This is a genomic window from Virgibacillus sediminis, assembly GCF_042643265.1.
GTDB classification, from domain to species: domain Bacteria; phylum Bacillota; class Bacilli; order Bacillales; family Amphibacillaceae; genus Virgibacillus_O; species Virgibacillus_O sediminis.
This window is the reverse complement of sequence record NZ_JBHRRZ010000002.1, coordinates 59,833-73,083: the sequence shown is the minus strand read 5'-3', so window position 1 is coordinate 73,083 and position 13,251 is coordinate 59,833. Positions and strand designations below refer to the sequence as shown.

The following is a 13,251-nucleotide window of genomic DNA, read 5'->3' as shown; positions in this document are numbered from 1 at the left end:
AGCTAAAAACAATCTCAATTTGATATGAATTATTTAATGATTAGTATAGCTTAATAGGAAAAGGGCTGTCCTTATGCTTACCGGTAATGCTTTTTAACAGCCTTTATCTGATAAATCCACCATAATAGCCGGTTATTTATATTCAGCTCCATTCAAGGGGGAGAAATATATGTAAACAAGAATCGGCAGCCCATGGGACGGACTGCCGATCAATTTGCGGTTCTGCTGGTTTCCTGTGTGTCCTGCTGATAATCCTGCTCTGCCGGCGATTTCCCGTGCCTCCTGCTGATAAAATAGCTCTACCGCTGATTTCTCGCCCCTCCTGCCGATAATCTTGCTCTGCCGACGATTTCCCGTACGTCCTGCCGATATAACAGCTCTCCGGATGATTTCCCGCGTGACCTGCTGATAATCCATCTCTACCGCTGATTTCCCGTGCGTCCTGCTGATAAAAAGCTCTACCGCTGATTTCCTGCACCTCCTGCTGATATTCCATCTCTACCGCCGATTTCCCGCCCCTCCTGCTGATTCTTTCTCCAAATTAAAAAGAGCAGGCCTATCAGCGCCTGCTCTTCCTTATATGACGACATCATCTTTTCGGTTTAAAATGTAACCTATCTCTTACACTTTCTCCACTACATATGCTTTTTTCTCGCGGAAGTGCTTCTCCGCATCTTCCATGGAGTGTTCAAAAAAGCCGTTGAATTCATGTGTCACCTTATATTCCCGCTCTGGATCGGTAAACAGCTGGTTATCATTATTGGAGAGCACCACTGCTTCTGTCGTACTGACAAAACTGTCCAGTTCTTTCGCCGTATAATGTTGGCCTTTCTTCAACGTGTTCAACCCTGAGATGGACATGATAGTACCTCCTTTAAATCGAAAGTTATTCAATAGTCTAATTCCCATCCGCCCCCGCTCTTTAAACCACCGAGGCATCTCCGGAATATTACCATGAAAAAATCACATCCTATAAAAGAATATGAAAAATGAAAGGGCTGGAATGTATGAGACATCTATTGGCTTTATTGATTAAGTTTGTGATTACAGCAACCGTCCTCTACTCCATCTTGACAATTTTTGAAGCTGCCAGTCTGGGCGAAATCTTCTGGATGAGTATCCTGATTACTGGTGCAGCTTATCTCATTGGGGATTTATTCATACTGCCCCGGTATGGTAATACCATCGCCTCCATCGCCGATTTCGGGCTCTCCGCCCTCGCCGTCTGGATTCTCAGCATGATGTTCGTGGATCAAGGATTCCCTGTATTAACCGCAGCATTGTTCATCGGTTTCTTTATCGCCATCAGTGAAGCACTTTTCCATATTTATATGCAGGAAAAAGTGCTGCTTTCGGAGGATGACCGGGAGAAGGAACGAGGAGAAGTGCACAGAGGACAGCTGCAAACAGAATTTTCCGAGGAAACCAATGACGAAGAAATGAAAAAGAAGCGATAGCCCGGCTATACCACTGGGCTATTATTTTTGTGGCCATACAGGGGAAGCTTTGCAGCACAAGCCAAAATGCTTACCCGTTTCAAAAACCGGATGAATATACAAGCATGAAGTCACCCGGACTGCACGTTGCACCCGGCCAGCAATATGGACAGACAAAAAAGGGATACTAACCGACATATGATTAGTATCCCCGATGGTTTAATCCGAACCTATCAGGAGGCCGTTTCTCTTCCATCTATTAATGGGAAGTTGTATAACGGTTATGGCCTACAGGACCGTTTCTGGTAATATAAATGTGGAAGAAATACTCTGCCGCTGCAATCACCAGCGCAGAAATCAACGCGGCTCCTGCCATGGTACCGAAGTCCATACTAGTAAGCAGCATTCCCATCAGCCATACCACAATGAATGTCAACCCAAGATCCGAGACGGTCGCCATCATATTTCCGTTTTTCGGAAGGACTCCAAGATCCCCCGCGAAATAGGAGATGACCCCGAGAACGATGGTGGTGATCAGCACGTTCCAGAAGGACATTCCAAATCCAATTCCAAGTACAATATACAGTGCTACCAGTGTAAGCAGCCCTTTAATCGCAAGCGCTTTTCCATGTTCCATGTTGTCATTCCTCCTTTTGATGATAATAGAAATGCGTCCGATGTGCTCGCCCTTGACTTCCATCGCCGGGCTTACTATGCTATTCCCATATACTGGCGGGCTAAACGTAGAAGGCACCATTTTTATCCAGATTTTCTGTCATCAGCCGGTGATGTTTCGCTTTCGTATTCGATATTTTATTAGTAGGAAGAAGGGTATTATTATATGTTGAAAAAACTGACAGAACGAGTCCACTATATGCCCCCATATGGAGAAACGGACCGACCGGCACTCGGTTTGATTTCGGGGGATACATACAGCCTCGTGGTTGATTCAGGAAACTCCCCTGCCCATGCAGCTGATTTTCTTGAAGAAGTTCAAAACTTGGAGGTAGCACCGGCAACATTTCTGGTCCTTACCCACTGGCATTGGGACCATATCTTCGGCATGAAGACAATGGACTTATTATCGATCAGCCATGAGGATACAAAGCAGAAAATAGATCATCTGAAGACCCTGAATTGGGATGATGCATCCTTGGATGAGCGGGTGGTGACGGGAGAGGAGATTGAATTCTGCCGGGATATGATCAAGAGGGAAATGCCTGTCCGTGATGAGTTGGAGTTGAAGGCACCGGAAGTCACCTTCAACGACAGGATGGAAATAAACCTCGGCGGCATCACCTGTGTGGTGGAACATGCCGGAGGGGAACATGCACCCGACTCATCGATCGTCTATGTTCCCGAAGAGAAAGTGATGTTTCTGGGAGACTGCATCTATCAGGATTTCTACAGCGGCGAATGGAGCTATGATTTGGACAAACTAAGCCTGCTGGTGAGTAAAATAAGAAAATATGAAGTAGATTGCTATGTCACAGGCCATCAGGACCCGAAAAACCATAAGGAGATGCAGAGCTTTTTGGACGATCTCTTAAGCATCGGAGAGATGGTGGGGCAGGAAGTGATCGTGGACGAAGCTGTTGCCCGATTCACCGAAGTAAGAGAGACGAAACCAACAGAAGAACAACTGGAGTTTATCCAAAACTTTGTCATAGGAAATCAAAAGAAAACGAGAAATGGCTCCCATTCATAGTGAGTGCAGCTTTTTAAAAAATTTAATGCAAAGCCGATGAAAATTTGAAAAGGCTGCCTCCAACCATGGAGGCAGCCTTTCTGATTTAACCTATTATTTCTCATTAAACGGAGGGGTATTGTGCATATATGGTGGTGCCGGATCCAGCTTCGGCTTCTCCGCATGGGCTGCCGGCTTGCTGGCGTATTCGAACTTTTTGCCGTCCGGAGCTTCTTTCCCCATCCAGTCGAGGTGAGCACTGTCTTCCCCCTCGGAGAAATTGATGAGCTGATGGGAGAATTCGGTAGCTTCCCATTCGGCTGGAACTGTGGATGGAGTAACAACACCTTCCTTCTCCTCCAGTTCTCGTAACGCAGCAATCCACTGGTTCTGATGCATGGTGTCACGAGCAAGTAAGAAGGATAGCATTTCCCTTACTCCACGGTCATCGGTCATTTCATACAAACGGGCAACCTGCAGACGGCCTTGGGATTCAGCATTCACATTTGCACGGAGGTCTGCGATTAAATTGCCGCTGGAAACAATATAGTCTGCATTCCATGCGTTTCCATTGGAATCCTTTGGAGCGGCGCCCAAGCCATTGACGATGGCGTGCTGTGGATTCATATCTCCCATGATCGCACCGATTACCGGATCTTTCGCCGCTTCTTCCTGATCTTTTACAGGTGCTTTATCAAGCAGTCTGGCAATCATGGTCGCAATCATTTCCACGTGGCCGAGCTCTTCTGCACCTGTATCCATGATCAGGTCTTTATATTTCTCATTCCCTCTTGTATTCCAGCCCTGGAACAGGTATTGCATAGCAACGGAGATTTCTCCAAATTGCCCGCCGAGAATTTCCTGCAGCTTCTTGGCATAGACTGGATCCGGACGTTCAGGTTTGGCATGGAATTGCAGTTCTTTTTTATGTGTAAACATAAAACATCACCTTTCTGAAAAATATTTTTGAAAAACTCTCCCGGGTTTCGACACCATCAGATTTCCGATCTGTGCATCGATCCCTCCTTTATTTTCCCTTTTCTGAGTTATAGGGCCTGACTCCTTTTTCTATACCCACAGGAATGCACATTAAACTCGGGGTAAAAATCGAAACATGTTTAAGTGATCCTTGAAAGGGATATGGACAAAGTAAGAACCATTTACAACTCTTTTTCCTAAACAGAAAGGTGGTAATACCATGGCAGACAACAATGAGAAGAAGCATAATTATGATTCACCGGAACAGGAAATGAAAAAGAAAGACCCGGAACAGGACATCAGCCCGCAACGCGAAAATGATACAAGCCCTAAACAAAACAAAAACCATAAATAAAAGCTAAAAAAGGCCCTGGATAGATTCCCGGGCCTTTTCCTATACTATAGCTGAATATCAAAGGAGCGAGCTATCATGTATACAGATATACTTAGAGAAACAGACCACCGCGTGAGCCCCTTCCCCCATGGCCCATGGATGATAACCCAGAAATGGGACCACCTGCTCTTCATGCATCTGCCTGTCAGCCCCGAGGACATCCGCAGCCACATTCCGGATCAGATGGAACTGGACACGTATGATGGCGAGGCATGGGTCTCCATCATTCCATTCAAGATCAGCGATATGCGGATGCGCATGCTCCCGTCCTTCCCATATATCAAACGGTTTCTAGAACTGAATGTCCGTACCTATGTAAAAAGAAATGGCATTCCAGGCATCTATTTTTTCAGCCTGGACGCCAGCAAAATCCTTCCCGTCCTCGGCGCCAGAGCGGGAACACTTCCCTACTTCTTCGCCAATATGAGCATGAAAAGAAAAGGGGAATGGTTCCATTATCAAAGCAAAAGGCATGGCAGCCGTGATGCTGCTTTCAAAGGAAAGTACCGCCCGTCTTCCGAAATCTTCCGTCCGGAAAAGGGAACGATCGACAACTGGCTCCTCGAACGCTATTACCTATGGACCCAGGTGAAGAATTCCGTCTTCTCTATCGGTATCCATCACCGGCCATGGGAGGTAACTGATGCAGAAGCAGTCATCGAAAAACAGGGCCTTTTGCCTTTTCTTCCTCCAGAGAGTACAGTCAGCCGGATGATGTTGCACTATGCCTATTCTCGGAGGGTCCTCTTCTGGCCAATTAAAAAAGTCGATTAACAAACCCAAGCATCGTATGTATTGTGCCCCCCGATGCAACGGTAAAGTTGACTCCATGTCCAAAGGGCCTTTTACAACTAGAAGGAGGCTTCCGTCTGTTCACATTACGGACGGAAGCCTCTTCTCCTATCGCTTGATCCAATCCCACGCTTCTTCCAGTTCATTTTTGCCAAAATGCTTGGTAGTGACCCCCGGCAATATGTCACCAATTTTCACGGAAGTTTCTATCCATTTCTTCTCGCTGACCACTGCGAATTTACGGAACTGGTCCCAGCGCTTGGCATCTACTTTTGGCCCTTTCATCAGACCCTGTAAAGTGGTTCCTTCTATATGCTTGATGATCGCCAGAATATTGAACGGCTCATTTTCTCCAAATGTCTCTTTCACATGCTGATCCATCTTTTCTGCATCTTCTCCGGTCGCCTTGCCTTCAACCTCCACACAGATGGTGGAAGGATCCCGGCTTGGAAGGATACGAAACATCAGCTCATCCTCCTTCATCAATATGCTATAGATGAAATACCCTGCACCCCTACGGATGAAACGGACTTCCTCAGCTTCCCCTTGATCTGCCACCCTATTTTGAGGATTCTATGACTTTTTGCCAATACTTTCGCAACCTAGGTTTTCCCGCCCATTCATTGTGGTAGTGAAATTATTAGAGGTAAAGAGTACTTAGAGAGCGTGGTGATTGGCAGCAATGAAACATATTTTTTATACACTTCAAACCAAATCGGTATTTATCGTATCCGCCGCCTTGATTTTCAGTGTGGTGGTGTGGGGGATTATTTCTCCTAATTCAATGAATAGGATTACTACCAATCTGATGGATTTAATGACCCAGAACCTAGGCTGGTTCTATGTGATCTCGACGGCTCTATATATCGGGTTCTGCTTATACTTAGGCATCGGACCCTATCGCCGGATGAAGTTGGGGGATAAAGATGATGAACCGGAATATTCCTATTTTGCCTGGATCGGCATGCTGTTTGCCGCCGGGATGGGCGTGGGACTCGTGTTCTGGGGAATTGGTGAACCATTGTCCCACTTTGCCAATCCTCCTGCCGGAACAGAGGCCGGAACACAGGAAGCTGCAGAAAGGGGGCTTCTCATCAGTGTATTCCACTGGGGATTCCACCCATGGGCCATATATGCTGTAGTGGCGCTTGGCCTGGCTTTCGCCAAGTATAGGAAAGACCTGCCTGGATTGGTCAGCTCCTCCTTCTATCCATTGATAGGCGAGCATGTCCACAAATGGCCGGGCAAGCTGATAGATATTGTCGCCATCGTCGCCACGACAGTGGGGATTGCTACGTCCTTCGGCTTAAGCACTATGCAGTTTGGCAGCGGGCTGTCCCACGTATTCGGTACACCCAATAATGCATGGACACAGCTGATCATTGTCGGAGTGGTAACAGCCATCTTCTTGATTTCCGCTGTTTCCGGCTTGGATAAAGGGATGAAATATCTAAGCATCTCCAACCTCGGACTCGCAGGAGTTCTGCTCCTCACCGTCCTAATCGTCGGGCCGACCGTCTTTTTGATCGAGCATGTCTCCAAGACTATCGGGCAGTACGGCTCCAGTTTTTTCGAGATGACTTTCAACACAACCCCATACACAGATAATGAGTGGATGGGAACATGGACGCTTTTTTACTGGGCATGGATCATTTCCTGGAGCCCGTTTGTCGGCACATTCATTGCACGGGTTTCCAAAGGGCGGACACTCGGTGAATTCATGTTCGGCGTGCTGGTTGTCCCTACGGTGGTAACCATCCTTTGGTTCGTCGTGTTCGGCGGCACCGGCCTCCATATGGAATTGACGGGCCAGACAAACTTTGCATCGGATATCGCAGAGACGCCGGAAGTCGGTTTGTATCTTGTACTGGAACAGTTGCCACTAGGATTCATCATGAACTTGGCCGCCCTGATCCTGATTGGCATCTTCTTCATTACTTCGGCCAACTCGGCGACCTATGTTCTTGGCGTATTTTCCTCTTCAGGCAACTTGAATCCGAAAAATAACGTCCTGATTACCTGGGGACTGCTCATCTCCACAATTGCAACGGTACTCCTGCTGAGCGGTGGACTTAATGGACTACAGGCAATCGCCACCATTACCGCATTGCCTTTCGGTGTCATCATCATCCTCATGATGGTAGCCATCCTCCGCAACTTCAAGAAAGAGGGGCAGCAGAAGAACAAGGTCAAAGAGGAGGAAGATTGGTAATCTCTTGTCAGGACAAGCGGCTTCTAGAGCACACATTAAAAGGGCTTAGAAAAAATTTTCTAAGCCCTTTTATCATTACTTATTCCATTAAAGCAACAGTTAGCTGGATAGCATCCCGTTATTACGTATCTCTTCACTTCCCTTTCTAACCTTCAGAAAGGATCGAAGGGAAAGTGCGAAATTAAGAATGCCAATAGTTACTAAAACAATAGTAAAATAAGTACCTCCTACGGTCGGAGAGTTTGAGGTTAGAACACCTAGCAACAAGTACAATACGCTCCAAACTAGATGCGAAACAATCAATGATTTTGTATTTCTTCTTAACCATAGATAGCTGCCGGCCATTAGAATATAAGAAAGGCTGATTACCATTAATATAGGAAAAGCAGGGCTGAATTTTGCCGCGTATATAAAGTGGTCTAATTGTGATATATCAGCTCTGCTTGTAACTTCCCCGTTAAATATCTTTGAAAAAGTGGCAGAGTATCTCCACTCATAGGAATTAAACCTTATAGCACTTCCCTCGTACCACGCAGCAAATGTTGAAATAATCAGTATGATAAATGCCACTAGATATTGAATGATATACTTCATATATGTGCCTCCCAAAATCGCCTATCACCCTAATTAACCCTTTAGCCAAATTTTACCATAATCCTTTTTGCCTTTTTAGCGATTTTATCAATTATCGCTTTAGTTTTTTTAGAAAGCACACCTTTATTGTAGGAATGCACCCTTTACAAGTAGATGGATATTTCCTATAAAATTACAGGTAAGGGCTGCCCTTTTGGGACAGCCCGTTTTTCACCCACGATTTTCAATTGTCTTTTGCTGTTTACGAAGTGCATGCTTTGTACCCCACTCGTGCATAGCAACCATAATTGGCTCTAATTCCTTTCCATATTCAGTGATGGAATACTCGACCTTTGGCGGAACTTCTGGGTATACCACTCGATTAATAACATCTTCTTCTTCCAACTCTCGTAAATGCTTCGTTAACATTTTCTGAGTAATTTCAGGGATACTGCGTTTTAATTCACCGAATCTCATCGTACCGTTTTTCAATAAATGTAAGATAATAATCGGCTTCCATTTTCCCACAATAATATCTAAAGCATCGTCTACGCGACATAATTCCGGTTTTATGTTCATATTAATACCCTCCAATAGTATCCTTTTGTATACTACGGCACTTAAAAGTGCTTACTTACTTTTTACTACTTTATTAATTATAATAGCATTGTGATCAGGAATTTGAAAGGAGCATTTATGTTCAAAAACGAACAAAACCCAGGTATGGAACTTGGCCTTTATACACTAGGAGATCATTTATTACCAAAAGATAATGAAAAACAAATGACGGAATACCAGCGGATGAAAGATATGGTCGAGATGGCGAATTTAGCTGAAGAAACAGGCTTAGATATTTTCGGAGTAGGCGAAAGTCATCAAGCACATTTTGTCGCTTCCTCCCCGCAAACCATATTGGCAAAGATTGCTGGAGTAACCAATAAAATTAAATTAATAAGCACCTCTACGGTCTTAAGTACACTTGATCCAGTAAGAGTGTATGAAGACTTTTCCACATTAGATTTACTATCAGATGGACGGGCGGAAATTGTAGCTGGAAGGGGTTCACGGTATGGTGCCTATCAATTATTTGGCTATGATTTGAACGACTATGATGAATTATTTGAAGAAAAATTTGAACTTTTACTGCAATTGAATGGTGAACAACCCACTACATGGAATGGGAAATTCCGCCCAGCTTTAAAAAATGCAGAAATTTATCCAAAACCTTTAAATGGAGAACTTCCAATTTGGCGAGCGGTTGGGCAACATTTTGCAAGTGCCATTCAAGCAGGGAAAATGGGTGTACCAATGCACCTAGCAGCGCTTTATGGAGCTTCAAGCATCTTTGAAAAAAGAGTGACTGCATATAGAAATGCTGCAAAAGAATCGGGGCATGACCCTGAAAAACTTCCGATAGCGGTCGCAACAATGATGTATATAGACAAAGATTCACAAACAGCATTTAAAAATTATTATCCATACTTGAATAATACGTTCAAACAAGTCAGAGGTGTGGATTTTCCAAAGGACCATTATAAACAAGGGAATAATATAAAAAACGCTATCATGGTTGGCAGTCCGCAGCAAATTGTTGAGAAAATCCTATATCAATATGAACTTTTTGGACATCAGCGATTTATTGTCCAACTTGACCACGGTAATATTCCACATAAAAAAGTGGTTGAAATGATGGAGATGTTTGCAAATAAAGTCGCTCCCGCAGTAAGGGAAACAACAAAACAAAAAAGATAAAAGAGGGCTGATTAAAAATGAGTATGGAAAAATATCGTATCGATCAAAGCAAAGGGCTGGAATTTGGATTATATACATTGGGCGACCATATACCGGACCCAACTACAGGAGAGCGCATTTCCGCAGAACAACGAATTCACGAAATCATTGAATTAGCTCAACTCGCTGAACAGGCGGGAATAGATTTCTTTAGTGTAGGTGAAAGCCATCAGGAATACTTTGCAACACAGGCACATTCTGTAGTTTTGTCAGCGATTGCCCAGGCAACAAAAAAGATTAAGATTGCAAGCTCTTCCACTATTATCAGTACTTCCGATCCTGTTCGAGTATATGAAGATTTCGCTACGATTGATTTGATTTCAAAAGGGCGTGCAGAAATTATTGCTGGACGTGCATCAAGAGTAGGACTATTTGATTTATTGGGCTACAATATTCGTGACTATGAAGAATTATTTGAAGAGAAATTTGATTTGCTGCTGCAGATAAATGAAAAGGAGATTATTAATTGGGAAGGGCAATTTCGCGCACCATTAAAAGACGCGAGGGTCATCCCTCGTCCACAAAATGGTTCTCTGCCCATTTGGCGTGCAGTTGGAGGCCCGCCTGCCAGTGCAATTAAGGCAGGTCATGCAGGTGTTCCCATGTTCCTTGCTACTTTAGGTGGTCCGGCAAGCACTTTTAAAATGTCCATTGACTCCTACCGCGAGGCTGCAAAACGTAACGGATTTGATCCAGCACTGCTCCCAATCTCCACTGCAGGATTCTTCTATGTGGCTGAAACAACACAGCAGGCCCAAAAAGAGGTATACCCTCACGTTAACGAAGGAATGAAACGGATTAACGGACAACAGTATCCGAAGCAGCAATTTGCACAGGGAGCGGATACCAGAAATGTCATGAATATTGGAAGTCCGCAGCAAATTATTGAAAAAATACTATATCAGCATGAACTATTTGGGCATCAACGTTATATTGCACAAATGGACTTCGGCGGTGTACCATTTGATAAGCTAATGAAAAATATTGAGTTGATCGGCAATGAAATCTTGCCGGCAATTAAGAAATATACTGCAAAGAAATAGGAGTTGAGCATATGAAGGTTGTTCTATTATCAGGGTCAAAAGTCGGATCCAAGACAAGGACAGCAATGGATTATACGAAAAAAGCCATTACTGAAAAATATCCGGATGCAGAAACAACATTGATTGATTTAGCAGAATATGATGTGGTGTTTAGTGATGGACGCAATTATTTGGAATATGAGGGCGACACAGGATATGTAACCAAAACAATTATGGAAGCTGACGCCATTATTATTGGAACACCTATCTTCCAAGCTTCCATACCAGCAACGTTGAAGAATATATTTGATTTGCTGCCTGTTAATGCATTTCGGGACAAAGTAGCCAGTATGATCGTTACGGCTGGCTCTTCGAAGCATTATTTAATTGCCGAGAACCAATTAAAGCCTATTTTAGGCTATATGAAGGCGCAAATGGTTCAGACGTATGTTTTTGTGGAAGAACAGGATTTCCATCGAAAAGAAATCATCAATGATGATGTGCTGTTCCGCATGGACCGGTTGGTTGAAGACACTGTCGTACTCACTAACACCTACACGAAAATACGAGAAGAGAAAGAAGCACAATACGGTTTTTAGAGAAAAAACGAAAGGAGTAGGGAAATGACTATATTAGCATGGTTATTGCAGTTTTTACTGGCTGCCGTCTTTCTGATGGCAGGAGGATTTAAAATAGCGGGGGCGAATGCGCTTATAGATCAATTCGACCACTTGAAACTGCCGCAATGGTTCAGAGTTGTAACAGGATGGGTTGAAATTGGCATAGCATTGTTGTTGATCATTGGTTTTTGGATTCCATCCAGTGCCATCGCAGGAGCTATATTATTTATTATCGTTGGGATTGGCGGCATTCTTTCGCATATAAGTGCAAAAGACGGTGTGAAAGACAACATTCCCATTTCCGCATTAACAGCTATGGCAATCATATTTTTGATAATTGTATGACGGAGATTGAATCCTAACTACTCGGTGCACGAACCGAGGAGTTAGGATTTTTTACTTTATAAAGGAAATAGAAAAGAACAGAAAAGATTTAAAAAGAGGTAAAATTCCTCCCTTTTAACAAGAGCTAGGATAAGGAGCCAACACCACCAACTAAAACTATCCCAATTAAAAACCATAGCCAACCATCCCATGCTTATTCAAGGTTGGCAATCTTATGCGTCATAAGCGCAGAGTCTGAATCTGGAAGGCCTCGTCAGCCGATAAAAAGTGATACCTCTATGTTTTCATCCGGATAATCCTTTTAACTTATAGAATTCAAATAGTTAACAAAAACTAAGGTTAATCAGTTGCAGCAAAGGGATGTGTTCGTGTGAACAGGAATTTTTTATTTATCGCTGTTTTATTGTGCGCCATGCTAGCTCCCCTCATTTCAAATGCCCATGTTAAATGGTTTACAGAAGAGGCAGCTTCAAAGGAAAGCATTGAAAATATTTTATCGCCTTTTTTCATCGCATTTGCATTATTAGTTGCTGTTGTGTTAGCTGCCATACCTCAACTTCTGCCTTGGCTGATGAATTTGGAAACAGCCAAAAAGATGGAGGATAAACTAGCAGGTTTACGTATTTATTCCAGACATTTATTGAAATATGGAACAGCTCTCGCATTGGCCATTCAATCCTTTTCAGGGGCGATGTTCGCCCCTGAATTTATTATGACAGAACCGTGGGAACCAATGGCATTTTGGCTTGCAATTGTTTTATTACTAATTCCCCATCACTATGCAACCAAATTGGCTTCTATCGTACTCATAGCTTTGTTTATAACCGTCTGGTCCGGCAGCGGCTGGTTCCATATGCTTGATTATGGATTTTATATCGCGATCTTCTTCGTGTTGTTAGTCGGGAAGACAAAATGGGAAAATTGGGGATTTCCTTTCTTATACCTGGGGACAGGTCTTTCACTTTGTTGGGTAGCTGTTGAAAAGTGGGTGTACCCGGCCATGACACTGGATATTATTGAGCGCCACACTGTTCCCACATTCGGATTTGAACCGTCCATTTTTATTGTGATGGCCGCTTTTATCGAATTTGTTGTCGGCTATTTACTTGTTGTGGGCATACTCAACCGGCTGTTAGCAGCACTGGTCACCATATTGTTTATACTCACAAGCACTCTGTTCGGAATAACAGAAATTATTGGCCATGCGATGATCCACGTTATCCTAATTATTTTTATTATTGAAGGTGTCTCTTTTTATTACCCTCCAATTAGGATGCATAAGTCGCGAATCGATCAAATGATCTTTGTTTTCCTTAACTTCATATTTGTCCTGGCCACCTTCATTCTGATTTACTATCGGTTTGCTTAAGGGACCATTCTGTCGAAAGACAACTTAGAGAA

General features: G+C 43.6%; 17 protein-coding genes. 10 read left to right on the top strand and 7 right to left on the bottom strand.

Features of this window, described 5'->3' with window-relative positions; genetic code table 11:
• Nucleotides 1–132 precede the first annotated feature (132 nt).
• On the bottom strand, nt 133–417 hold the full coding sequence (locus tag ACFODW_RS01395) for a hypothetical protein (RefSeq protein WP_390301802.1): 285 nt from the start codon (nt 415–417) through the stop codon (nt 133–135).
• Nucleotides 418–621: 204 nt separating this feature from the next.
• Nucleotides 622–861 (bottom strand): hypothetical protein, encoded by a 240-nt coding sequence (locus ACFODW_RS01390; protein ID WP_390301799.1) that lies wholly within the window; start codon nt 859–861, stop codon nt 622–624.
• Between the two features lie 146 nt (nt 862–1,007).
• On the opposite strand from ACFODW_RS01390, the gene ACFODW_RS01385 reads away from it, so the two are divergent.
• Complete coding sequence (locus tag ACFODW_RS01385) at nt 1,008–1,457, top strand: YndM family protein (RefSeq protein ID WP_390301796.1); 450 nt, start codon at nt 1,008–1,010, stop codon at nt 1,455–1,457.
• A gap of 238 nt (nt 1,458–1,695) precedes the next feature.
• Here ACFODW_RS01385 and ACFODW_RS01380 read toward each other — a convergent pair whose 3' ends face one another.
• Nucleotides 1,696–2,073: a YndM family protein gene (locus ACFODW_RS01380; RefSeq protein ID WP_390301793.1), complete on the bottom strand. Its 378-nt coding sequence runs from the start codon at nt 2,071–2,073 to the stop codon at nt 1,696–1,698.
• Nucleotides 2,074–2,277: 204 nt separating this feature from the next.
• Here ACFODW_RS01380 and ACFODW_RS01375 point away from each other — a divergent pair, with 204 nt between their 5' ends.
• On the top strand, nt 2,278–3,144 hold the full coding sequence (locus ACFODW_RS01375; RefSeq protein ID WP_390301790.1) for an MBL fold metallo-hydrolase: 867 nt from the start codon (nt 2,278–2,280) through the stop codon (nt 3,142–3,144).
• Between the two features lie 93 nt (nt 3,145–3,237).
• Here ACFODW_RS01375 and ACFODW_RS01370 read toward each other — a convergent pair whose 3' ends face one another.
• Nucleotides 3,238–4,062, bottom strand: coding sequence for a manganese catalase family protein (locus ACFODW_RS01370; protein ID WP_390301787.1), 825 nt, complete (start codon nt 4,060–4,062; stop codon nt 3,238–3,240).
• A gap of 259 nt (nt 4,063–4,321) precedes the next feature.
• Here ACFODW_RS01370 and ACFODW_RS01365 point away from each other — a divergent pair, with 259 nt between their 5' ends.
• Nucleotides 4,322–4,456: a hypothetical protein gene (locus ACFODW_RS01365; protein WP_390301784.1), complete on the top strand. Its 135-nt coding sequence runs from the start codon at nt 4,322–4,324 to the stop codon at nt 4,454–4,456.
• A 75-nt stretch (nt 4,457–4,531) separates the two neighbouring features.
• On the top strand, nt 4,532–5,269 hold the full coding sequence (locus ACFODW_RS01360; protein WP_390301781.1) for a YqjF family protein: 738 nt from the start codon (nt 4,532–4,534) through the stop codon (nt 5,267–5,269).
• 126 nt (nt 5,270–5,395) lie between these two features.
• Here ACFODW_RS01360 and ACFODW_RS01355 read toward each other — a convergent pair whose 3' ends face one another.
• Nucleotides 5,396–5,752 carry a SpoIIAA family protein gene (locus ACFODW_RS01355; protein ID WP_390301778.1) on the bottom strand — a complete coding sequence of 119 codons (357 nt, stop codon included), beginning with the start codon at nt 5,750–5,752 and terminating at the stop codon, nt 5,396–5,398.
• A gap of 217 nt (nt 5,753–5,969) precedes the next feature.
• Here ACFODW_RS01355 and ACFODW_RS01350 point away from each other — a divergent pair, with 217 nt between their 5' ends.
• Nucleotides 5,970–7,499 (top strand): BCCT family transporter, encoded by a 1,530-nt coding sequence (locus ACFODW_RS01350; RefSeq protein WP_390302087.1) that lies wholly within the window; start codon nt 5,970–5,972, stop codon nt 7,497–7,499.
• Between the two features lie 99 nt (nt 7,500–7,598).
• Here ACFODW_RS01350 and ACFODW_RS01345 read toward each other — a convergent pair whose 3' ends face one another.
• Together ACFODW_RS01345 and ACFODW_RS01340 are read right to left on the bottom strand one after the other, a co-directional pair.
• The gene (locus ACFODW_RS01345; protein WP_390301775.1) at nt 7,599–8,093 is read right to left on the bottom strand and encodes a YjdJ family protein; all 495 of its coding nucleotides are present in this window, start codon (nt 8,091–8,093) and stop codon (nt 7,599–7,601) included.
• Nucleotides 8,094–8,303: 210 nt separating this feature from the next.
• A complete protein-coding gene (locus tag ACFODW_RS01340; RefSeq protein WP_390301772.1) occupies nt 8,304–8,651 on the bottom strand; it encodes a winged helix-turn-helix transcriptional regulator in 348 nt (115 codons plus the stop codon).
• A gap of 117 nt (nt 8,652–8,768) precedes the next feature.
• On the opposite strand from ACFODW_RS01340, the gene ACFODW_RS01335 reads away from it, so the two are divergent.
• From ACFODW_RS01335 to ACFODW_RS01315, 5 genes are all read left to right on the top strand, one after another.
• Nucleotides 8,769–9,824, top strand: coding sequence for an LLM class flavin-dependent oxidoreductase (locus tag ACFODW_RS01335; protein ID WP_390301769.1), 1,056 nt, complete (start codon nt 8,769–8,771; stop codon nt 9,822–9,824).
• A gap of 23 nt (nt 9,825–9,847) precedes the next feature.
• Nucleotides 9,848–10,906, top strand: coding sequence for an LLM class flavin-dependent oxidoreductase (locus ACFODW_RS01330; RefSeq protein WP_390302084.1), 1,059 nt, complete (start codon nt 9,848–9,850; stop codon nt 10,904–10,906).
• A gap of 11 nt (nt 10,907–10,917) precedes the next feature.
• Nucleotides 10,918–11,484 (top strand): NADPH-dependent FMN reductase, encoded by a 567-nt coding sequence (locus ACFODW_RS01325; protein ID WP_390301766.1) that lies wholly within the window; start codon nt 10,918–10,920, stop codon nt 11,482–11,484.
• 24 nt (nt 11,485–11,508) lie between these two features.
• Nucleotides 11,509–11,850, top strand: a complete 342-nt coding sequence (locus ACFODW_RS01320; protein WP_390301763.1) for a DoxX family protein — start codon at nt 11,509–11,511, stop codon at nt 11,848–11,850.
• A gap of 370 nt (nt 11,851–12,220) precedes the next feature.
• A complete protein-coding gene (locus ACFODW_RS01315) occupies nt 12,221–13,219 on the top strand; it encodes a hypothetical protein (protein WP_390301760.1) in 999 nt (332 codons plus the stop codon).
• Nucleotides 13,220–13,251: the final 32 nt, after the last annotated feature.